Annotated in this window: 20 protein-coding genes and 3 pseudogenes; 14 read left to right on the plus strand and 9 right to left on the minus strand. The window is 63.4% G+C overall.

Going from position 1 to position 20146, the window contains the following annotated elements:
- Positions 1 to 45 precede the first annotated feature (45 nt).
- Positions 46 to 309, plus strand: a complete 264-nt coding sequence (locus D6C00_RS07445) for a glutaredoxin domain-containing protein (protein WP_125181138.1) — start codon at positions 46 to 48, stop codon at positions 307 to 309.
- An 8-nt stretch (positions 310 to 317) separates the two neighbouring features.
- On the opposite strand, the gene D6C00_RS07450 is transcribed toward D6C00_RS07445, so the two are convergent.
- Positions 318 to 977, minus strand: coding sequence for a hypothetical protein (locus D6C00_RS07450; protein ID WP_125181139.1), 660 nt, complete (start codon positions 975 to 977; stop codon positions 318 to 320).
- Between the two features lie 150 nt (positions 978 to 1127).
- On the opposite strand from D6C00_RS07450, the gene D6C00_RS07455 reads away from it, so the two are divergent.
- Both D6C00_RS07455 and D6C00_RS07460 read left to right on the plus strand, forming a co-directional pair.
- Positions 1128 to 1925, plus strand: coding sequence for a UDP-2,3-diacylglucosamine diphosphatase (locus D6C00_RS07455; RefSeq protein ID WP_125181140.1), 798 nt, complete (start codon positions 1128 to 1130; stop codon positions 1923 to 1925).
- 2 nt (positions 1926 to 1927) lie between these two features.
- Positions 1928 to 3178 carry a glycosyltransferase gene (locus D6C00_RS07460; protein WP_399361221.1) on the plus strand — a complete coding sequence of 417 codons (1251 nt, stop codon included), beginning with the start codon at positions 1928 to 1930 and terminating at the stop codon, positions 3176 to 3178.
- 2 nt (positions 3179 to 3180) lie between these two features.
- On the opposite strand, the gene D6C00_RS07465 is transcribed toward D6C00_RS07460, so the two are convergent.
- From D6C00_RS07465 to D6C00_RS07475, 3 genes are read right to left on the minus strand one after another with little or no spacing between them, the layout of a single operon-like run.
- Complete coding sequence (locus D6C00_RS07465) at positions 3181 to 4542, minus strand: ATP-binding protein (protein ID WP_125181141.1); 1362 nt, start codon at positions 4540 to 4542, stop codon at positions 3181 to 3183.
- A 16-nt stretch (positions 4543 to 4558) separates the two neighbouring features.
- On the minus strand, positions 4559 to 5239 hold the full coding sequence (locus D6C00_RS07470; protein ID WP_125181142.1) for a response regulator transcription factor: 681 nt from the start codon (positions 5237 to 5239) through the stop codon (positions 4559 to 4561).
- Positions 5236 to 5520 carry a PepSY domain-containing protein gene (locus D6C00_RS07475; RefSeq protein WP_125181143.1) on the minus strand — a complete coding sequence of 95 codons (285 nt, stop codon included), beginning with the start codon at positions 5518 to 5520 and terminating at the stop codon, positions 5236 to 5238. Before D6C00_RS07475 ends, D6C00_RS07470 begins: the two co-directional genes overlap by 4 nt.
- A gap of 188 nt (positions 5521 to 5708) precedes the next feature.
- Between D6C00_RS07475 and D6C00_RS07480 the strand changes: the two are divergent.
- Positions 5709 to 6651 (plus strand): annotated as a pseudogene (locus tag D6C00_RS07480) (ABC transporter ATP-binding protein).
- On the plus strand, positions 6648 to 7421 hold the full coding sequence (locus tag D6C00_RS07485) for an ABC transporter permease (protein WP_125181144.1): 774 nt from the start codon (positions 6648 to 6650) through the stop codon (positions 7419 to 7421). The pseudogene D6C00_RS07480 and the gene D6C00_RS07485 overlap by 4 nt, the downstream one beginning before the upstream one ends.
- Before the next feature lie 21 nt (positions 7422 to 7442).
- Here the strand turns inward: D6C00_RS07485 and D6C00_RS07490 are convergent, their stop codons facing one another.
- From D6C00_RS07490 to fnr, 5 genes and pseudogenes are all read right to left on the minus strand, one after another.
- Entirely contained in the window at positions 7443 to 7736 is a 294-nt protein-coding gene (locus D6C00_RS07490; protein ID WP_125181145.1) for a hypothetical protein, read from the minus strand.
- A 115-nt stretch (positions 7737 to 7851) separates the two neighbouring features.
- Complete coding sequence (locus D6C00_RS07495; RefSeq protein WP_158675350.1) at positions 7852 to 8352, minus strand: FixH family protein; 501 nt, start codon at positions 8350 to 8352, stop codon at positions 7852 to 7854.
- Positions 8353 to 8578: 226 nt separating this feature from the next.
- Positions 8579 to 9977, minus strand: a pseudogene (gene ccoG / locus D6C00_RS07500) (cytochrome c oxidase accessory protein CcoG).
- Positions 9978 to 10182: 205 nt separating this feature from the next.
- Positions 10183 to 11095 (minus strand): annotated as a pseudogene (gene ccoP, locus D6C00_RS07505) (cytochrome-c oxidase, cbb3-type subunit III).
- Positions 11096 to 13646: 2551 nt separating this feature from the next.
- Positions 13647 to 14393, minus strand: coding sequence for a fumarate/nitrate reduction transcriptional regulator Fnr (fnr, locus tag D6C00_RS07510; RefSeq protein ID WP_125181147.1), 747 nt, complete (start codon positions 14391 to 14393; stop codon positions 13647 to 13649).
- Positions 14394 to 14740: 347 nt separating this feature from the next.
- On the opposite strand from fnr, the gene hisB reads away from it, so the two are divergent.
- The 9 genes from hisB (at position 14741) to tatC (ending at position 20122) form a co-directional block, all read left to right on the plus strand.
- Positions 14741 to 15331, plus strand: a complete 591-nt coding sequence (gene hisB / locus D6C00_RS07515; RefSeq protein ID WP_125181148.1) for an imidazoleglycerol-phosphate dehydratase HisB — start codon at positions 14741 to 14743, stop codon at positions 15329 to 15331.
- Positions 15332 to 15378: 47 nt separating this feature from the next.
- The gene (gene hisH, locus D6C00_RS07520; RefSeq protein WP_125181149.1) at positions 15379 to 16020 is read left to right on the plus strand and encodes an imidazole glycerol phosphate synthase subunit HisH; all 642 of its coding nucleotides are present in this window, start codon (positions 15379 to 15381) and stop codon (positions 16018 to 16020) included.
- A gap of 61 nt (positions 16021 to 16081) precedes the next feature.
- The gene (hisA, locus tag D6C00_RS07525) at positions 16082 to 16816 is read left to right on the plus strand and encodes a 1-(5-phosphoribosyl)-5-[(5-phosphoribosylamino)methylideneamino]imidazole-4-carboxamide isomerase (RefSeq protein ID WP_125181150.1); all 735 of its coding nucleotides are present in this window, start codon (positions 16082 to 16084) and stop codon (positions 16814 to 16816) included.
- A gap of 89 nt (positions 16817 to 16905) precedes the next feature.
- Positions 16906 to 17676 carry an imidazole glycerol phosphate synthase subunit HisF gene (gene hisF / locus D6C00_RS07530; protein WP_125181151.1) on the plus strand — a complete coding sequence of 257 codons (771 nt, stop codon included), beginning with the start codon at positions 16906 to 16908 and terminating at the stop codon, positions 17674 to 17676.
- A gap of 158 nt (positions 17677 to 17834) precedes the next feature.
- Positions 17835 to 18230, plus strand: coding sequence for a phosphoribosyl-AMP cyclohydrolase (hisI, locus tag D6C00_RS07535; protein ID WP_125181152.1), 396 nt, complete (start codon positions 17835 to 17837; stop codon positions 18228 to 18230).
- Positions 18231 to 18262: 32 nt separating this feature from the next.
- The gene (locus D6C00_RS07540) at positions 18263 to 18583 is read left to right on the plus strand and encodes a phosphoribosyl-ATP diphosphatase (protein ID WP_125181153.1); all 321 of its coding nucleotides are present in this window, start codon (positions 18263 to 18265) and stop codon (positions 18581 to 18583) included.
- Positions 18584 to 18615: 32 nt separating this feature from the next.
- Complete coding sequence (locus tag D6C00_RS07545) at positions 18616 to 18843, plus strand: Sec-independent protein translocase subunit TatA (RefSeq protein WP_125181154.1); 228 nt, start codon at positions 18616 to 18618, stop codon at positions 18841 to 18843.
- A 71-nt stretch (positions 18844 to 18914) separates the two neighbouring features.
- Entirely contained in the window at positions 18915 to 19268 is a 354-nt protein-coding gene (gene tatB, locus D6C00_RS07550) for a Sec-independent protein translocase protein TatB (protein WP_125181155.1), read from the plus strand.
- Positions 19265 to 20122, plus strand: a complete 858-nt coding sequence (tatC, locus tag D6C00_RS07555; protein ID WP_125181156.1) for a twin-arginine translocase subunit TatC — start codon at positions 19265 to 19267, stop codon at positions 20120 to 20122. Before tatB ends, tatC begins: the two co-directional genes overlap by 4 nt.
- Positions 20123 to 20146 lie beyond the last annotated feature (24 nt).

Genomic DNA, 20146 nt, shown 5'->3' on the forward strand with positions numbered 1-20146 from the left:
TGCGCACCCTGCGGAGACTTGTGGGGTAAGGATCCGGGGACGAGCATGGCAAGACTGACAGTATACAGCACCGGGCACTGCCCGATCTGCGACAAGTCCAAGGCGTTGCTGCAGAAATGGCGCATCGCCTACAATGAAATCCGCATCGACGGCGACCCGGCCGCCCTGCGCGAGTTCAGTCGCCTCACCCAAGGGGCCCGCATGGTACCCCAGTTCACCCTCGACGGGGAATGGATCGGCGGCTTCGCCGACCTGACCGAACTGCACATGGAGGGCCGGCTGGACGAACTGATGGAGATCGGCTCCTGAGTCATCCCTCAGGGTGACATCGTACTGAGTTCGATCCGCGTCTGCGCCATCCCCGGCACCAGTGCGCCCGACTCATAGCGCAGGAAGCGGCCGGTGTCCGTCTCGAACCAATAGCTTGCCGACCATAGACTGCCGCGCCATCCCGTGGGTCGGACTTCCACCCGACGTGCCTGCCGCAGCCCCGCACCAACCGTCAGCATACTCGGCTCACGCCGCAACGCCTGCAGCCGCACCGGGCGATAATTATCCGGCCGTAGCATCCAGAATTCCAGCGTGTCATCACTCTCGTCAGCGCGCAGCAGCCATTGGCCCAGGGCAAAAGACAGCGCCTGATACCAGGGCAGCCCGTCCAGGGCGAAGTGGTAGTCGATCGTCCCGCCCCGGCCGGTACCGCTCACCACCACGGTCTCGTCCTGGCGCCGCGCCTCCAGATTCACGCCTTCGCCGCTGACCTGCCATTGCAGGGTATCCCCGCTGTCACTACAGCGGCTGAAGTAGACCTGTGTGTCCGACTGGGATGCGATCAATACCCATTCACCCTCCTGGCGGTAACTCAAGGTCAGCTCCGAATCCTCTCCGCTCTGATGCTGTCGATACAACAGCGTCTCGGCGGCCTGCGACATCAACGCGCACAATCCCAGCAGTACCAGCACAAACGCTTTCAGCATGGTGATCAACCTGATATGTCCTGTACGGGGGGGCCATTACACAGGGTGAATATTGCAGCCATATTGTATGTCTTAAAATCGCAATCGATATTTCATCAGGCTGTCATCCAGCGCTGCTAAAACGCTATAAACCCAAAGCCGGTGAAGCCGATGAGTGAGACCCGACACTGCAGGGCCATCTGGATCTCCGATGTGCACCTTGGCACCCGTGGGTGCAAGGCCGAATTCCTGCTCGACTTCCTGCGCCATCACGAATCCGACTATCTATATCTGGTCGGCGACATCGTCGACGGCTGGTCGCTGAAACGTTCCTGGTTCTGGCAGCAGAGCCATAATGATGTTCTGCAGAAGCTGTTGCGCAAGGCACGCAAGGAAACACGGGTGATCTACATCCCCGGCAATCATGACGAGTTTGCGCGGGATTACGCGGAGGCGAATTTCGGCGGCATCGAAATCCGATCCAGCGCCGTCCATATCACCGCCGATGACAGGAAGCTTCTGGTCCTGCATGGCGATGAGTTCGACGGCGTGGTGAAGTTCGCCAGGTGGATCGCCGTGCTGGGCGACATGGGCTATCAGTTCATGCTCTGGATCAATCACTGGTTCAATCACTTCCGCCGCCGCTTCGGCTACCCCTACTGGTCGCTGTCCGCCTATATCAAGGGCAAGGTCAAGAACGCCGTGCAGTTCATCGCTGATTTCGAGCAAGCCGTGGCCGAGGCCGCCCGCGAGCGCGGCGTCGACGGCGTGGTCTGCGGCCATATTCACAAGGCGGAGATTCGCGACATCGACGGGATTCTCTATTGCAACGACGGCGACTGGGTGGAGAGCTGCAGCGCCCTGGTCGAGGACCCTGACGGCAGCCTGAGCATCGTCTACTGGGACCGGCTGGCGACAGCGGCCGAACCGATCCCGAGGCTGGTACACAACCGCCGCGATGCGGCCTGAACCTGCCCCGCCCCTCTTCCTCATCCACACGCCAGGGCGAAGCGCATGCGCATTCTCATGATCTCCGACGTCTACTTCCCGAGGGTCAACGGCGTCTCGACCTCGATCAGGACCTTCATGCGCAGCCTGCGCGCGCTGGGTCACGAGGTCAGACTGATCGCGCCGCGCTACGACGCGAAGCCGCGCAGGAACAGGACATCATCCGCATCGACGCCCGCCGGGTCTGGCTGGACCCGGAGGACAGGATGATGCGCGCCGGCACACTCTGGCACCAGAGACATGACATCGCGGCCTGGCGTCCCGACATCATCCATATACACACGCCCTTCGTGGCTCATTACCTGGGCATGAAGCTGGCCCGGAGGCTCGATATTCCGGTAGTCGAGACCTACCACACCTATTTCGAGGAATACCTGTTCCATTACATCCCCTTTCTGCCCCGCCGGCTGCTGCGCCAGGTCGCGCGGACCTTTACCCGGCGCCAGTGCAATGCCGTCGACGGCCTGATCGTGCCCTCGACCGCGATGCAGCGGATCCTGCAGGATTACGGCGTGCGCAGTCCCATGAGCATCATCCCCACAGGGCTGGCGCTGAAAGACTTCCAGCGCGGTGATCGCCGCCGCTTCTGCGCGGAACACGATATTGATCAGAACCGTCCGATCCTGATGCACATCGGCCGTGTCGCGCACGAAAAAAACATCCGGTTTCTGCTCGAGGTGGTCGAGGAATTGAGTACACGTGTACCGGATGTACTCCTGGTCATCGCCGGCGAGGGTCCGGCCAGGGCGCATCTGCAGCAACTCACTGCCGAACTCGGCATCGAGAATAACGTGCATTTCATCGGCTATCTGGAGCGCGGCCCGGCGCTATGGAACTGCTATTCCGCCGCTGACGTCTTCACCTTCGCCTCGCGCACGGAGACCCAGGGCCTGGTCCTGTTGGAAGCGATGGCGCTGGGAGTGCCGGTAGTCTCCACCGCCCGCATGGGCACGCACGACATCCTGGATGCGGGTCGGGGGGCGATCGTGGCCCGGGAAGAGGTGGAGGATTTCGCCGACAAGGTGGGCCAGCTGCTGGACAACGCCGGTTTCCGCGCCCTGCTCGGCAACGAGGGCCGGCACTATGCCCGCACCTGGTCGAGCGAGCGCATGACCGCAAAGCTGCTTCGGCTCTACGAACAGCTGGCACGCCAGCCGGCTCGCCTGCATGTCACCGGGCCGGCGCCGGCCATGGACCCGGCACGGCGCGGCTGAATTCAGCCTTTCAGGGGAAACGCCAGCACCAGCCGCGCCCCGCCCAGCGCCGGGCTGGCATCGATCTCCAGCCGGCCATCGTAGGCCTGCACGATGTCGCGCACCATGGCCAGGCCGATGCCATGGCCGGGAGTGGACTCATCGGCACGCACGCCGCGCCGGAGGATCCCGGCCCGATCGGCTGCGCTGATACCCGGGCCGTCGTCCTCAACGCTGAGGCGCAGTTCATCGCTGTCGACCGCCGCCTGCACCCGCACCCGGGAGGCGGCCCACTTGCAGGCGTTGTCCAGTAGGTTGCCCAGCAGTTCCATCAGGTCGCCGGACTCGATGGCCAGCTGCAGCTCCGGGTCGACCTCCAGCCCGAAGTCCAGTCCCTTGTCGGCATGCACCTTGGCCAGCGAATCCGCCACCCGCTGCAGCGGGGCGCGCAGATTGACCGGCTCGCGCAGCCCGCCGCGGCCGGCCATGGCGGCGCGCTGCAGCTGGTAGTCGACGATCTCCTGCATGCGCGCGGTCTGTTCCCCGATCACCTGCTTCAGATCCGCCGCCTGCGGCTGGGCCACCGCACCGCGGATCACGGCCAGCGGGGTCTTGAGGCTGTGGGCGAGATCGGCCATGGCATCGCGGTAACGCTGACGCTGGGTACGCTCGGCCTGAACGAAGTCGTTGAGATTATCAGTCAGCGGCCTCAGCTCATGGGGATAGACGCCGCCCAGGGCGCTCGTCTCGCCGGCGTGGATGCGGCGCAGGTCGGCCGAGATGCGCTGCAGCGGACGCAGCCCCCACTGCAGCACCAGCACCTGCACCACCAGCAGGATGGCGCCGGCCACGCCCAGCCACAGCACCAGGCTGCGGCGGAACTGCCACAGCTGGTCGCGGAAGGCCGCGTCCGACTCCAGCACCCGCAGCACCAGATCCCGGCTTTCGCGCGGGGAGTATTCCCACACCACGCCGAAGCGCAGCTCGAACAGACCGTCCCGGCCGGCGGCGATCCGCTCGAAGTGGATCTGGCCGGAGTCCAGCGGGATATGGCGGTAGTCCAGTTCGCGGCCCAGCAGGGAACGTGAGGACCAAACCGGTGCAGCTGACTGGTCGGTGCCGGGTGCGATCACCTGGGCATAGCTGCCGGAGCCGGGCTGCTGCAGGCGCTGGTCGGGGTACTGGTCGGGCATCTGCACCCGGCCGTCGGCGTCCAGTTCCAGCACCCCGAGCAGGCCGTAGACCTGGGCCTGGAGCTTGGCCCGCACACCCTCGCGGGCACTGGCCTGGAAGGCCTGGTCCAGGGCCAGGCCGGTCAGGCCGAGAAAGGCGATCAGGATCAGCAGCCCGGCCAGGACCAGCCGGGTCTTGAGCGAGTTCAGCATGGTGGAGATGGAAGCTTCATGCTTCGCGCGCCAGCGCCAGCCGGTAGCCGCGCCCGCGCACCGTCTCGATGGGCTGCAGGGTGCCGTCCGGATCCAGCTTGCGCCGCAGCCGCCCGATGAAGACCTCGATGGTGTTGCTGTCGCGGTCGAAGTCCTGCTCGTAGATGTGCTCGGTCAGCTCGGTCTTGGAGATCACCTTGCCGGCGTGAAGCATCAGGTAATGCAGCAGACGGTATTCGTAGGCCGTGAGCTCCACCGGGCGGTCATCGACCGTCACCTGCTGGGCTGCCGGGTCCAGCGCCACCGGGCCGCAACGCAGTTGCGCCTGGCTCCAGCCGCCGCTGCGCCGCAACAGGGCACGTAACCGGGCCAGCAGCTCCTCGGTCTCGAAGGGTTTGACCAGGTAGTCGTCGGCGCCGGCCTCCAGGCCCTCGACCTTGTCCTGCCAGCGCCCGCGCGCGGTCAGGATCAGGATCGGCAGGCGCGCGCCGTCGGCACGCAGGCGCTGGATGACCTCCACGCCGGGCAGGCCCGGCAGGCCCAGATCGATGATGGCGATGTCGGCGGGAAACTCGCGCGCCAGGTACAGACCCTCTTCGCCGTCGCCGGCGGCATCGACGGCATAGCCCTGTTCGCGCAGGCTGGCGCTGAGCTGCTCGCGCAGGGCGGCCTCGTCCTCGATCACCAGTGCCTTCATCGCCCGGCGGCGTCCTGCCAGATCACCCGTACATGGCCGTCGCGGGTCAGCAGCTTGATACGGTAGGCGGACCGGCCGTCGCGCTCGACCCGCCGGGCCGACAGCACCCGTCCGCCGGTACGCTGTTCGATCTCGGCCACGGCCCGGTCCAGACCGGCATCGCCGCTTTCCTGGCGTGACTCCGGGCCCCGGTCATGGGGCGACTCTGCCGGCGCCGGTCCTGCCAGCCCCGCCAGCAGGGCGCTCAGCAGCGCTGCCCGTATCAGTTGGCTGATTTTCATGATCTGATGAACCTGTCTGTTTCCAGTTTCTGTTATCGCAGCGGCGGCGGGGCCAGCGGGGCACAGGGTAAATCTAGCCCTACCCATCTGAACCCTCCCTGAATCCCGCCGGGGCCGCCCGGTTAGTGGCCCCGGCCGGTCTTGGAGTTGTAAACTCTCATGTTTCGCAGCCGGCAACAATATCCGCCATGACCCAGGCACTGACCCTCAGGCAGCTGAAGAAAACCTACCCCAACGGCCTGACCGCCCTCAAGGGCATCGATCTGGATGTCGCCGAAGGCGATTTCTTCGCCCTGCTCGGCCCACAACGGCGCCGGCAAGTCCACCGCCATCGGCATCATCGCCTCGCTGGTCAACAAGACCAGCGGCTCGGTGCGGGTGTTCGGCCACGACCTGGACACCGATATCGCCGCGGCCAAGAGCTGCCTGGGACTGGTGCCGCAGGAGTTCAATTTCAACATGTTCGAACCGGTGGTGGAGGTGGTGGTCAACCAGGCCGGTTACTACGGCATTCCCCGGGCACTGGCCTTCGAACGGGCGGAGCAGTACCTGAAGGAGCTGGGCCTGTGGGACAAGCGCCGGGTCATGGCGCGCAACCTCTCCGGCGGCATGAAACGCCGGCTGATGATCGCCCGCGCCCTGGTCCACCGGCCGCGGCTGCTGATCCTGGACGAGCCCACCGCCGGCGTGGACATCGAGATCCGCCGCTCCATGTGGAACTATCTGCGCCTCATCAATGAACAGGGAACGACCATCATCCTCACCACCCACTACCTGGAGGAGGCCGAGAGTCTGTGCCGCAACATCGCCATCATCGACGACGGCGAGATCATCGAGAACACCAACATGAAGGTGCTGCTGAACAAGCTGCACACCGAGACCTTCGTGCTGGACCTGCGCGAGCCGATCGAGGCGGTCCCGCCGGTGGCGGGCTACCGGGTCAACCGGGTGGATGCCTGCACCCTGGAGGCCGACATCTCACGCGAATGCAGCCTCAACGGCCTGTTCACGGAATTGAGCAAATACGGCATCGAGGTGCTGAGCATGCGCAACAAGAGCAACCGGCTGGAGCAGCTGTTCCTGGATCTGGTCGATGAGAACAGCGAGCACCGCAAGGGAGCCGCCGGATGACCCTGGGCGAGAAATACACGGCCTTCAAGACCATCCTGATCAAGGAGTTCCTGCGCTTCATCCGGATCTGGATCCAGACGGTGCTGCCGCCGGTAATCACCACGGCATTGTATTTCGTCATCTTCGGGAACCTGATCGGCTCCCAGATCGGGGACATGGAAGGTTACCGCTACATGGACTACATCGTGCCGGGGCTGATCATGATGGCGGTGATCACCAATTCCTACGCCAACGTGGTCTCCTCCTTCTATGGCTCCAAGTTCCAGCGCCATATCGAGGAGATGCTGGTCTCGCCCATCCCCAATCACCTGATCCTGAGCGGCTTCGTGGCCGGCGGTGTGGCCCGCGGCCTGGTCGTGGGCAGTGCCGTGACGGCCACCGCATTCTTCTTCAGCGACATGCAGGTGCATAACCTGTTCGTCAGTATCACGGTCGTGGTGCTGACCTCCATCCTGTTCGCCATCGCCGGGCTGATCAACGGGGTGTTCGCCAAGAGCTTCGACGACATCTCCATTATCCCGACCTTCGTGCTCACGCCGCTGACCTACCTGGGCGGGATCTTCTACACCATCGAGATGCTGCCCGAGTTCTGGCAGGGCGTGTCGCTGGTCAACCCGATCCTGTACATGATCAACGCCTTTCGTTACGGCATGCTGGGGGTCACCGACATCAACCTGTACGTCTCCTACCTGATCATCACCGGCTTCATCGTCGGGCTGTACTGGTTCGCGCTCACGCTGCTCAACCGCGGGGTGGGTATCCGCAGCTGAGCCGCCCGCTCATGCCGGGCCCTAGAGCGCGCTGCCCAGGCTGTCATCCTGCCTGCCGCGCGTCCGGCGGCGGTTATCGTCGCAGGGCTGGCTGAAGTAGCAGGTCAGCCCGCTGGTCAGGATGGTCAAGCCCCAGAAGCAGAAGAAACCGATGCTGTAGGCGCCCAGGCGGCTCAGTTCCGCCAGGGCGGTACCGGCCAGCAGGTGTACCGGATCGAACAGGGTGAAGAACAGAATCGTGGCCAGGCCGGACGTCAGAAAGGACGGCCACAGGATGGAGATCACGCGCTGGATACGGGGTATCTCGCTCGACATACCGCACCTCCTAACAGCTTTTGTATCGTTATATGGAAGCCCGCACGGACGGACTTCGGAGCTGCCTGCCGGCAACTGGTACCCTGTAACATGCAGGCATGTTACAGGGTTACTGTCAGACGCCGGGAGTCAACCTCGCCTGACCACCTTGCGGCAGGACCAGTCGCCCCGTCAAGCGCCAGCTTGCGTCCGGCGGCGACAGGATCAGATGCCAGTTGCCGGGGGACAGCTGCGGCATGTCTGATACATAAATGCCGTCATTACCCGGCTCGAGCCTAAGCGTTTGATCCTTATGCGCAAGAGTGGGATGGACCAGCCGCAGCTCCAGGTGACCGGGCAGCGCTCCCTCCCCGTCCCGGATCATGAGTTCCAGTTGCAGCCGACCCGTTCCCCCGGCATGACGCAGCAGACCGGACAGGCCCAGATCCGCCGCCGCCCGTTCCCGCGCCAGGGTCTCGTTGATGGCCAGACCTTCCTTGTAGTAGTCGTCCACCACCATGGCATTGGGGCTTTGCATGGCGATGATCAAGGTGGCGATTCCGCCGATCACCGCCGACAGCGGCAGGGAGATCAGAAACCAGGGCCAGAACTGTTTGTACCAGGGTTGGGGATTCATGGTTTGCATTGATCCGAAGTTGATGCGGTTGCCGTTAAGTGTGACGTATCCGGAGACGGATACAAGATACAAGTTGCAGGATACAAGTCATATCAAGATCATGAAAATCATACGATTTTAACTTGTATCCTGTATCTTGCCTCTTGTATCAGGTACGGCCAACGCGGCGCGTCAGGAAAACCGCCAGCATACACACTCTGCAGCCGCACAGCCGGTCACCTCCCTCCTAGGACGGCCCCAGAAACCGCCCCGACTGGCGGATCCGGATGTCCGGGTTGTCCTGCGCTTCCAGAATGAAAAAGATCTCGCTGCTGGGCCGGTCCAGATGCACCGGATCGATCCGTACCTGCACCAGCAGCTCGGCCACCGCGCCGGCGGGCACCTCGAGTGCGTCCCGGTCGAAGACCAGCTCGGCCTGCTCCAGCCCCTCCACACTCAGGCGATAGGCGTGCGTTCGCTCGTCCATGTTGATCAGCTTGAGAGTATAGATATTCTCGACCAGGCCCATGGGGGTTTCGCGGTACAGGGCATTGCGGTCACGGATGAATGTTCAGGTCCACCGGGACGCGGGTCGCGATGGCATAGACCAGTCCACCCAGCAGGGCGAGCAGAATCAGGCCGTAGACCAGGGTGCGCGGGCGCAGTACATGCACCGGCTTGCCCTCCAGCCGGTTCTGGGTGGTATAGCGGATCAGGCCACGCGGATAATCCATTTTGTCCATGACATCGTTGCAGGCGTCGATACAGGCCGCGCAGCCGATGCACTGGTACTGCAGTCCGTTACGGATGTCGATGCCGGTGGGACAGACCTGCACGCACAGTGTGCAATCGATACAGTCACCCAGCCCCTTCTCGGCCCGGTCGTCACTGCGCTTGCGCGAGCCGCGCGGCTCGCCGCGAGCCTCGTCATAGGAAATGATCAGGGTGTCCTTGTCGAACATCGCACTCTGGAAGCGCGCATAGGGACACATGTAGATGCAGACCTGCTCACGCAGCCAGCCGGCGTTGCCGTAGGTGGCGAAGCTGTAGAAGATGATCCAGAAGGTCTCCCACGGCCCCAGAGACAAATTCGCCAGCGACACGCCCAGTTCACGGATGGGGGTGAAAAAGCCGACAAAGGTGAACCCGGTCCAGCCGGCGAATGCCAGCCAGACGGCGTGCTTGGTGGCCTTGATACGGAATTTCCTGAGGCTCATCGGCGCCTTGTCCAGCTTCATCTGGCGCGGGCGGTCGCCCTCGATCTTGCGCTCCATCCACAGGAAGGCCTCGGTCCAGACCGTCTGCGGACAGGCATAGCCGCACCACAGCCGGCCGGCCAGCGCAGTGAAGAAGAACAGCGACAGGGCGGCGATGACCAGCAGCATGGCCAGGTAGAAGAAGTCCTGCGGCCAGAACACCAGCCCGAAGATATGGAACTTGCGTGCCGGCAGGTCGAACAGAACCGCCTGGTGGCCCTCGTAACTGACCCAGGGGATGACGTAGTACAGACCCAGCAGCACGAACACCCCCAGGACGCAGCGCGGGGCGAACAGGCCGTGGACCTCGCGCGGGTAGATCTTCTTGCGCTTCTGGTAGAGGGCGTTTTCGACCTCGCGGTCGTTCGGGGTCGAGGCGGTCTGATTCATCGATTCCATCCGTGCCGGATAATGGTGATTCCGGCACTATAGCGCCGAGACAGCGGCCGGTCCCTGATCTGGCGCAAAAATGATAGCGCTGCGCTTATCCCGGCCTGCTCAATCCCATCGCAACCACACAAAATTCCGGGCTTTCGTGCGGCAGAAACGCCGATGGCGGGCCACTGGCCCGCCATCGGCGCCGCAGCGTTCGTACTCAGTTCGACAGGCTGTAGACGTAGGCCGCCAGCAGGTGCACCTTGTCCTCGCCGAGGAAATCCCTGTGCGCCGGCATCCTGCCATTACGGCCCTTGGCGATACTCTCGCGGATGGTGCCCGGCGAGCCGCCATACAGCCAGGCAGCATCGGTCAGGTTGGGGGCGCCCAGGGCGGGGTTGCCCGTGCCGTCGGCGCCATGGCAGGCCACGCACATCTGCTGGTAATGCTGCTGACCCTTCTGCCTCATGCGCCAGCTCCGTATCCACCTCGCGGCCATTGATCTGCAGGACGTACTCAGCGACCTCTTTCACGCCCTGCTCGCCCAGGCTGTCCTGCCAGGCCGGCATCACTCCCTGACGGCCATCGAGGATGGTGGCCTTGATACTGGCCGGGTCCCCGCCATACAGCCAGGCATCGTCGGTCAGGTTGGGAAAACCGGGAAAGCCGCGGGCATCCGAACCGTGACAGGTGGCGCAGTAGTTCAGAAACAGCCGGCGACCGGTCCTGACCGCCTCGTCATCCGCCGCCAGCGCCGGGATCTCCTGCTCGGCGTACTGCGCGAAAATGGGGCCGTACCTGGCCTCGGCCTGTTCCATCTCCTTCTCATAGCGCACCTCGCCGGTCCAGCCCAGCACGCCGCGGAACTTGCCCAGCCCCGGGTAGAGCACCAGGTAGATGACGGCGAACACCAGGGTTGAATAGTACAGCCACAGCCACCAGCGCGGCAGCGGGTTGTTGTACTCCTGCAGGTTCTCATCCCAGGTGTGGTGGGTCACATCGCCGGCGGCGGCCTCGCCAGCGCGCTTCTTCATGGTCCAGACGATCAGCCACCAGCAGCCCAGGATGTTGCCGACGGTGAGCACGATCACCCACCAGCTCCAGAAATCGCTCGAGAATGTGAAGTCACCCATGGGTCGATTCCTTCTTATTGCCCGCACGCACGCCGGTGCTCACGGGGTTGTCGTCCCCGACGAAGGCAGATTGGCCGCCTCGTCGAATCGGTTTGGCGCGTTGCTTGCCATCCAGCCCAGATCAAGACATGCAACCGATGAATGCGACGAAGACCAGCACGGGTGAACAGCGGAGCGCAGGGTCGTGAGAGTCAATTCCATTACGCTTTTTACCTCCGGTCTTGAGCGCTGTGCCCAGGGTTGCCAGATGGCGATCAGGGCCTCCATCTCGGTCTTTGCCCTTGGACCCGCGGGCCTCGGCGCTCCGGGCGATGTCCTCGTCGGTATAGGGAACGCCCACGTTGCGCAGTCTCACTTGGCGGGCCGTGTGCCTGCAGTACCCATGACGTTCTCTTCCAGCCAGGGGGAACCCGCTGTTTGGGCTCCGGCACCACGGTCGCGCGGGTTGGATCAGGTTGCACACCGTGTGCCAAGTCTCGGATTACGGAACGCCCCCCGACCCCGCCAGTCCGTCCCCGCGTGCGTTGAGCCCCACTGAAGGGATGGTCTAGGACGAACTCCCCGGACACCGAGTATGACGCGGGCTTTCGGTCCTCGGCCGGCGGAAGGGCGGATCTCTGCGAATGGCATCACGTACACCTTCGCGCACATTATGTCGCGGTACCTTCCAGCTGCAAGCGGGGTGTAGGTCTCGAGCCCCGCCACCGTTCGGTGGTGCTCTTGAGGAAGAAAGGGCGCAGCGATCTCCACCGGTGCCGCCGACACTGATCAGCCAGCAGCACCAGGTCGCCATCAGGCCAGACATTCGTTTCAACGACTTCATGACGCATACGTATCCTCCTCAAACCACCCTGCGGAAGGCGGCCTCGACCGCCTGTTGGCCTCTGGTGGTTGATCACGATTGTGGCCAGACAGCATTCCGTTCAGTAACCCATCCAGCCCCCCGAGCAAACGCACGAAGTAGTAAGGGTACATCGCCCATCGATCACGAAGCGTGTAGTCAGGTGGGCCGTCCTCGTTTAAAGACCGCCCGCCACATCAGCCCCTGCAATGAGGAGCCTGCGAATCGCAGCATTTAGACGAGTGTAGACACCCCGCCTATTTTGCTCCACCCAAAGTGCACATCGGATCAGCCGACCGTAATACATCTCTCACGACCCTAACAGGCTGAGGATGAGGAAGTACAACGAGCCTGATGAGACAACCTGAGCCACCGCAGCCCCAGTGGCGCCGGAGTGAACGTGGCCGATTGTCGCGTCTGTGTAGTGGTGAAAGCGCGGTGAACCGTCTGGATCGACATCATCGGCCCCTCGAAGGTAACATGCCGTAGAAAGACAGCGGAACGATCAAAAACTTCAGGAAGGATCGGACCAGTTGTGCAGGCACCGGAAAAGCGTTCATGATGCCGTTTGATCATGCCGCCGCCCCAAGCTCGTTGCGAGCAGAATCAGCGAGAACACCATACACACGATGGCCAGTCCTGCATCGCGGTGATAAGAGTGCAGGTTGTGCGGCCCGCGCCACATGTAGTCGAAGATCAGCGCCCAGAAGTGCACCACTGACAAGCCGGTAGTGAATAGACGGCCGGTTGGCCTGCTGGGGCCACGAATAAGTACAACAATGCCGATCAAGCCCGGCGGTAGGAAAAGCCGACCGCGTATGTGGACGTACCAACAACTGCACGCATGGGGAGGCGTCGGATCGGCCCCCGGGGTAACCGAGTAGGATTTGGTCGCGTCACCGGCATCGAGGCGCTGTTGACGCACATGCAGCAACACGGCAAATGGTCAGAAGTGAAAGGCGCCGTAGAACCAGTGGCTACATAGATGATGCTTGACCCTGCGCTTGAGCTATGGGCCGAAACCACGGCGTAGTGCCACCCACACCAGACCCAGCGTGATCAGCAGCAGTCTATGGCCATTCCAGTCTGCTTACTTCCTTACTGACGTGTCATGCCCATCTGCAGCTGGTCTGTCGTCTTCGAACAATCACCACCTGACCAAGCCCAAAAGGTTAAGGCGGCGCATGCCTCGTAGAAACAGCCGCGCCTACAGTTTCTTTTGCACGACATAATGGGTCCGAGAACATGGCCACGCCGGAGCGAAAGATCACGGCATTGTGTGCAGAGGGCCGCAAATCGACTGTATTTCAGCCAGGGGATATCCGAATTGTGAGCTGCGGGCGGGCCAACCACTGCGCTGCGATCACTACGCCGACCAGCATGCCGACATACCCCACACGACCGTCATGATGGCGAACTGGCGCACGACCTTATAGTTGTACGTGGTCGAAGTATCCATGAATCAACCTCTGCTTTACCGTATTGGTTTGGGAAGTTGAGCGGTACAGCTGTGCCCGCTCATTCCTGGCACTGCAGGCTGTGTCCGACCCTTTTACTGGGGCAATTCACTGCCGCCGGGTGCGGGATATGACACAATCGCTACTGTGCTGTCAGCGGCCGGCCGGGACAATGACCCATGTCAACAACTGGGCAGAACCGCCCCGCGCAGGCGGGCGGCGAGAAGAGAAAGCGGGCGAGAGGGTCAGGCGTTCAGTTGGTGTGGTCGGCGCCGGCCATGCGCTGGAGGGCGTCCATATCCTTGATCAGGACATGCTTGCGGTCGACCTCCAGCAGGCCTTCGGTCTGGAAGCGCGAGAACAGCCGGCTGACCGTTTCCACCGCCAGGCCGAGGTAGTTGGCGATGTCGGTGCGCGACATGCTCAGGTTGAAATCGCAGGCGGAGAACTTGCGCGCCTTGAAGCGGCTGGAAAAGCGCAGCAACAGCGCGGCCAGGCGGGCCTCGGCGGATTTCTTGCCCAGCCAGATCATGGTGTCCTGTTCCATCAGGATCTCGTGGCTCATGATGCGCAGCAGCTGGCGCTGCAGGCCGGGAATGCGCGAGCCCAGCTCCTCCAGCCGGTCGAAGGGGATCTCGCACACGCTGGTGGTCTCCAGCGCGCGGGCCGAGCAGGGGTGGGTACCGGTGGTGATAGCGTCCAGCCCGACCAGCTCACTGGGCAGGTGAAAGCCGGTGACCTGTTCCTCGCCGCCGTCGGTGGTGGTGAAGGTCTTGAGGGAGCCGGAACGGATGGCGTAGACGGCGCGGAACTCGTTCCCCATCTGGAACAGGTATTCGCCCCGTTGCAGCGGCCGGCGCTGCTTGATGATGTGATCGAGCTCCTCCAGATCGTCATGGGCCAGCTCCAGCGGCAGGCACAGCTGGAACAGGCTGCAGGACTCGCATGCCGTCTGCAGACGCTTGAGGCTGATCGCCCCGGATTCCTGAACACTGCTCATAGGCGGCTGCTCCCTGGCCGGATCACTCCGGATTCCATCTGCCGGTATTCCAGAAAAACCCGGCAAAACAGTACATTGATTTCCCCGACCCAAGCCACCCTGGCCGAACCGAAGGTTGCGGAGTACCTCGCAAGATGGATTTGACCAGATCGATAGATATTATTCAATAAAGAGATACGCGCATCCCGCCGTCCGCTACCCGGAGATTTAGTACAAATCCGGCAATCCTGCCAGTACGGCCCGGGCCAACGCCGGGCGCCACAGGATAGCCCTGCGGCCGGACACCTGCTAGGATGCGGATTCGTGCATATTTTTCCTGTTACGGATTACCCGGTTAGAGAACCCGCATGGCGAGGCAGAGCGAACTAAGACGCGATACCCTGGAAACCCGCATCCAGGTCCGGATCGATCTCGATGGCACCGGCGACTGCCGGCTCCAGACCGGACTCCCCTTTCTCGAGCACATGCTGGAGCAGGTGGCGCGGCACGGCCTGATCGATCTCGATATCCAGGCCGAGGGCGACCTGCACATCGACGCCCATCACACGGTCGAGGACATCGGCATCACCCTGGGCCAGGCCTTCTGCCAGGCCCTGGGGGACAAGCGCGGCATCCGCCGCTACGGACATGCCTATGTACCGCTGGACGAGGCGCTCTCGCGGGTGGTGATTGACTTCTCCGGCCGCCCCGGCCTGGAGTACCACGTGGACTTCCCCCGCAGCCACATCGGGGACTTCGACGCCGACCTGTTTCACGAGTTCTTCCAGGGCTTTGTGAACCATGTGCCGGCCACCCTGCACATCGACGCCCTGCGCGGCAGGAACGCCCACCATATCGCCGAGACGGTTTTCAAGGCCTTCGGCAGGGCCCTGCGCATGGCACTGGAGGCCGATACACGCATGGCCGACCAGGTCCCATCCACCAAGGGCAGCCTCTGACACAACAGGTACAAGCCCCGGCGCAGCATCCCGACCCCGAGCCGACCATGAACAGCCTCGCCATCATCGATTACGGTATGGGCAACCTGCATTCCATCGCCAAGGCGGTGGAGCATGTGGCCGCCGACACCCGCATCCACATCAGCGCCGACCCGGCACGCATTCTCGAGGCCGACCGGGTCATCTTCCCCGGCGTGGGCGCGATCGGCCACTGCATGCAGGAACTGCAGCGGACCGGCCTGGACGCGGTCATCCGCGAAGTGGCGGCCAGCCGCCCCCTGCTCGGCGTCTGCCTGGGCATGCAGGCCCTGATGGAGCACTCCGAGGAAAACAACGGCATCGGCTGCCTGGGGCTGATCCCCGGCCGGGTCACGCGCTTCCCCACCGACATGCCCGACCCGTTGACCGGCGCCTCGCTCAAGGTCCCGCACATGGGCTGGAACGCGGTCCATCACAGTGAGCATCCCATGTGGCGCGACATCGCCCAGGACGAGCGCTTCTATTTCGTCCACAGCTACTATGTGACACCGGCGCGCGCGGCCGACCAGGCCGGCGTGTGCAATTATGGCATCGACTTCACATCCGCCGTGGCCCATGCCAATCTGTTTGCCGTGCAGTTCCACCCGGAGAAGAGCCAGCATGCCGGACTGCAGCTGCTGACCAACTTCCTGCAATGGAATGGAAACTGAAGGCGCGATAGCGCCGTGAACCGCAATCACAACAACACAGTATAATCAGGGGACGCTAACCATGTTGTTGATACCCGCCATCGATCTCAAGGACGGCCATTGCGTGCGCCTGCGCCAGGGCCGGATGGAGGATGCCACCGTCTTTTCCGAGGACCCGGTCGAGGTCGCGCAGCGCTGGGTCGATGCCGGCGCCAGGCGCCTGCACCTGGTCGATCTCAACGGCGCCTTCGCCGGGCAGCCGGTCAATGCCGGCGTGATCCGGCGCATCGCCGAACGCTTCCCCGAACTGCCGATCCAGGTCGGCGGCGGCATCCGCGACGAGGACACGGTGCAGACCTATCTCGACGCCGGCGTGCAGTACGTGATCATCGGCACCAAGGCGGTCAGCACCCCGCACTTCATCAACGACCTGTGCATGGAATTTCCCGGCCACATCATCGTCGGTCTGGACGCCCGCGACGGCAAGGTGGCGATCGACGGCTGGTCCAAGCTGTCCAATCACGACGTGATCGACATGGCCCAACGCTTCGAGCGCGACGGCGTGGAAGCCATCGTCTACACCGACATCAGCCGCGACGGCATGATGGAAGGCGTGAACATCGACGCCACCGTCAAGCTGGCCCAGTCCATCACCATCCCCGTCATCGCCTCCGGCGGCGTGACAAATCTGGATGACATCCAGCGTCTGTGCGCCGTCGCCGAGGAAGGAATAATGGGCGCGATTATCGGCCGGGCCCTGTACGAAGGCACCCTCGACCTGGCCGAGGCGCAGAAGTACGTGAATGGTAGCTGCTAGGCTCTAGGTTCCAGGGCCGAGGAAAGACCTTTACTGACGGACGGGTGCACCCCCCAGAACCTAGCACCTAGAACCCAGGACCTGAATTTATGTTGGCCAAACGCATCATCCCCTGTCTCGACGTCGACGCCGGCCGTGTGGTCAAGGGCGTGAAGTTCGTCGACATCCGCGACGCCGGCGACCCGGTGGAGATCGCCCGGCGCTATGACGCGCAGGGCGCCGACGAGCTCACCTTTCTCGACATCACCGCCAGCTCCGACGAGCGCGAAACCATGGTGCAGGTGGTCGAGCAGGTCGCCGGCGAGGTCTTCATCCCGCTGACCGTCGGCGGCGGCATCCGCGAGATGGCCGACATCCGGAAGCTGCTCAACGCCGGCGCCGACAAGGTGGCGATCAACACCGCAGCGGTGTTCCGCCCCGAGTTCGTGCGCGAGGCCGCCGAACGCTTCGGCTCCCAGTGCATCGTCGTGGCCATTGATGCCAAGCAGGTCAGCGGCCCGGGCGAGCCTTTGAGATGGGAGATCTTCACTCACGGCGGACGCAAACCCACCGGACTGGACGCGGTGGAATGGGCCCGGCGCATGGCCGACTACGGTGCCGGCGAGATCCTGCTCACCAGCATGGACCGGGACGGCACCAAGAGCGGCTTCGACCTTGAACTCACCCGCGCCGTGGCCGACGCGGTTGAAATTCCGGTTATCGCCTCCGGCGGGGTGGGCACGCTGGAGCACCTGGCCGAGGGCATCCGCGAAGGCCATGCCGACGCCGTACTGGCAGCCAGCATCTTCCACTTCGGCGAACACAGTGTGCGCGAGGCCAAGGAACTGATGGCCGGCGAGGGCATCGAAGTGCGCCTGTAGGCGCTTCACAATCAACGAAAAAGCCTTACGCCGCAAAGACGAATGAGACGCGCCAGAGATCAGGGCGTTTCATTCCGGAACACCTGAAGCCTTCTCCCGACCATTAAATTCCTTGCGCGCCTTCGCGCGCCTCTACGGTTCGATTTATAATGAACAGCATGCTCAACGAGACTTGGCTCGATGAAATCAAGTGGACCGAGGACGGCCTGGTGCCGGCCATCGCCCAGGACGCGGATACCGGCGAGGTACTGATGTTCGCCTGGATGAACCGGGAGGCACTGGCCATGAGCGCGCGCGAGGGCCGTGCGGTATACTACTCGCGCTCGCGCGGCCGGCTCTGGCCCAAGGGCGAGGAATCCGGTCATGTGCAACAGATCCGTGAAATCCGGGTCGACTGCGACAAGGACGTGGTACTGCTGAAAATCGAGCAGCTCGGCGGCATCGCCTGCCACACGGGACGGCGCAGCTGTTTCTACTTCCGGCTCGGGGACGGCGAGTGGCAGGCAGTGGAACCGGTACTCAAGGACCCCGGGGAAATATATCGCCGCTCCTGAGCGTCTCACCCCTGTACTATTGAGGTAGCACAATGACCGATACACTGGAGCGCCTGGCCGAGGTGCTGGAAGCACGTAAACAGGCGGACCCCGACAGCTCCTACGTGGCGGGGCTCTACGCCAGGGGGCTGGACACCATCCTGAAAAAGGTCGGCGAGGAGGCCACCGAGACGGTTATCGCGGCCAAGGGCGGCTCCAGCGAACAGCTGGTTTATGAGACCGCGGATCTGTGGTTTCATACTCTGGTCATGCTCGCACACCAGGGCCTGGGGCCCGCGGCCGTGCTGAGCGAACTGGAACGGCGCTTCGGTCTGTCCGGCCTGGACGAGAAGGCCGCGCGCCAACAGAAATAGATCATCAGCGCCGTGCAGCGGCGGGAGTTATTATGGGAATCAGCGTCTGGCAACTGTTAATCATTCTGGCGATCGTGCTGGTGCTGTTCGGCGCCAAGCGCCTGCGCAACCTGGGCGGGGATCTGGGCACGGCCGTGAAGGGCTTCAAGAATGCGGTCAAGGAAGGCGACGAGGAGGTCAACAAGGAACAGCTCGAGGATCAGGCCGAGGAGGACCGCACCATAGAGGGCGAGTCCACCCGCGAGAAGGACAAGGTCTGAGCGCCTCCCGCACCGTCGGCGCCGGCCGCCGCCGGCCGCCTCGCACCTGAACCCCGCTACGCGTCCGCGTCATGTTTGATATCGGCTTCTGGGAACTGGGTCTGCTGATGGTCATCGCCCTGTTGGTGATCGGCCCCGAGCGCCTGCCCAAGGTAGCGCGCACCGTCGGCCTGCTGCTGGGCAAGGCGCGCGGCATCGTGCGCTCGGTCAAGGCCGATGTGCAGCGCGAGCTGGCCGCGGAGGAACTCAAGCAGACCCTGTCCAAGCAGGCCGAGAGCAATCCCCTGCACGAAATCATCGAAGAGACCCGCTCCGTGGCCAGCGACGCCAAGTCCAGTCTCGACGAAGCCAGCCAGTCGCTGCGTGACACCGGCCTGAAGGACGAGGACCGGCCGTCTCCGCCCAAGTCTGATTCCGGTCCATGAGCGCACCCGATCCGAACGATCCCGGCCAGGAGATCGAGCAGCCCTTCATGGCACACCTGATGGAGCTGCGCGACCGCCTCATGCGCATAGTGGTGGTGGTGCTGGCCCTGTTCCTGGTGATGAGCCCGTTCGCGGACAGGATCTTCGCCCTGCTGGCCGACCCGCTCTCGCGGCACCTGCCCGAGGGCACCTCCATGATCGCGGTGGAGGTGATCGCACCCTTCCTGATTCCGCTCAAGGCCACCCTGGTACTGGCGATCTTCCTGGCCATGCCCTATGTGCTCTACCAGATATGGGGCTTCATCGCGCCGGGCCTGTACAAACATGAAAAGCGTCTGGCCGTGCCGTTGCTGGTCTCCAGCACCCTGCTGTTCTATGCCGGCGCAGCCTTCGCCTATTTCGTTATCCTGCCCATCCTGTCCATCTTCCTCACCGGCACCGCGCCCGAGGGCGTGGCGGTCACCCCCGACATCGGCAAGTATCTGGATTTCGAGCTGATGCTGTTCTTCGCCTTCGGTGCGGCCTTCGAGGTGCCGGTGGCAACCTTCGTGCTGGTGCTGATGGGCATCACCACGCCGGACGCCCTGGCCAGAAAACGCCCCTACATCATCGTCGGCGCCTTTGTCATCGGCATGGTGCTGACCCCGCCGGACATCATCTCCCAGACCCTGCTGGCCCTGCCCATGTGGCTGCTGTTCGAAATCGGGGTGTTACTGTCGCGTTCCTTTGAGCGGCGCCGGGCCGAAGAAGCTGCCGCCGAAGAAAGCGATGACGACTACCGGCCCATGACCGACGAGGAGATGGACGCGGAGCTGGACGAGATCGAGAAGTCTGAGAAGTCCGACCGGGAGTGACAGATCCCGTAGGTCGGGTTAGCG

The organism is Thiohalobacter thiocyanaticus, from assembly GCF_003932505.1.
Lineage (GTDB): Bacteria > Pseudomonadota > Gammaproteobacteria > Thiohalobacterales > Thiohalobacteraceae > Thiohalobacter > Thiohalobacter thiocyanaticus.

Bases quoted from the DNA above. Each gene is read 5' to 3' on its own strand.
- D6C00_RS07445 (WP_125181138.1), top strand. From the start codon at position 46: ATGGCAAGACTGACAGTATACAGCACCGGGCACTGCCCGATCTGCGAC.
- D6C00_RS07450 (WP_125181139.1), bottom strand. From the start codon at position 977: ATGCTGAAAGCGTTTGTGCTGGTACTGCTGGGATTGTGCGCGTTGATG.
- D6C00_RS07455 (WP_125181140.1), top strand. From the start codon at position 1,128: ATGAGTGAGACCCGACACTGCAGGGCCATCTGGATCTCCGATGTGCAC.
- D6C00_RS07465 (WP_125181141.1), bottom strand. From the start codon at position 4,542: ATGCTGAACTCGCTCAAGACCCGGCTGGTCCTGGCCGGGCTGCTGATC.
- D6C00_RS07470 (WP_125181142.1), bottom strand. From the start codon at position 5,239: ATGAAGGCACTGGTGATCGAGGACGAGGCCGCCCTGCGCGAGCAGCTC.
- D6C00_RS07475 (WP_125181143.1), bottom strand. From the start codon at position 5,520: ATGAAAATCAGCCAACTGATACGGGCAGCGCTGCTGAGCGCCCTGCTG.
- D6C00_RS07485 (WP_125181144.1), top strand. From the start codon at position 6,648: ATGACCCTGGGCGAGAAATACACGGCCTTCAAGACCATCCTGATCAAG.
- D6C00_RS07490 (WP_125181145.1), bottom strand. From the start codon at position 7,736: ATGTCGAGCGAGATACCCCGTATCCAGCGCGTGATCTCCATCCTGTGG.
- D6C00_RS07495 (WP_158675350.1), bottom strand. From the start codon at position 8,352: ATGAATCCCCAACCCTGGTACAAACAGTTCTGGCCCTGGTTTCTGATC.
- fnr (WP_125181147.1), bottom strand. From the start codon at position 14,393: ATGAGCAGTGTTCAGGAATCCGGGGCGATCAGCCTCAAGCGTCTGCAG.
- hisB (WP_125181148.1), top strand. From the start codon at position 14,741: ATGGCGAGGCAGAGCGAACTAAGACGCGATACCCTGGAAACCCGCATC.
- hisH (WP_125181149.1), top strand. From the start codon at position 15,379: ATGAACAGCCTCGCCATCATCGATTACGGTATGGGCAACCTGCATTCC.
- hisA (WP_125181150.1), top strand. From the start codon at position 16,082: ATGTTGTTGATACCCGCCATCGATCTCAAGGACGGCCATTGCGTGCGC.
- hisF (WP_125181151.1), top strand. From the start codon at position 16,906: ATGTTGGCCAAACGCATCATCCCCTGTCTCGACGTCGACGCCGGCCGT.
- hisI (WP_125181152.1), top strand. From the start codon at position 17,835: ATGCTCAACGAGACTTGGCTCGATGAAATCAAGTGGACCGAGGACGGC.
- D6C00_RS07540 (WP_125181153.1), top strand. From the start codon at position 18,263: ATGACCGATACACTGGAGCGCCTGGCCGAGGTGCTGGAAGCACGTAAA.
- D6C00_RS07545 (WP_125181154.1), top strand. From the start codon at position 18,616: ATGGGAATCAGCGTCTGGCAACTGTTAATCATTCTGGCGATCGTGCTG.
- tatB (WP_125181155.1), top strand. From the start codon at position 18,915: ATGTTTGATATCGGCTTCTGGGAACTGGGTCTGCTGATGGTCATCGCC.
- tatC (WP_125181156.1), top strand. From the start codon at position 19,265: ATGAGCGCACCCGATCCGAACGATCCCGGCCAGGAGATCGAGCAGCCC.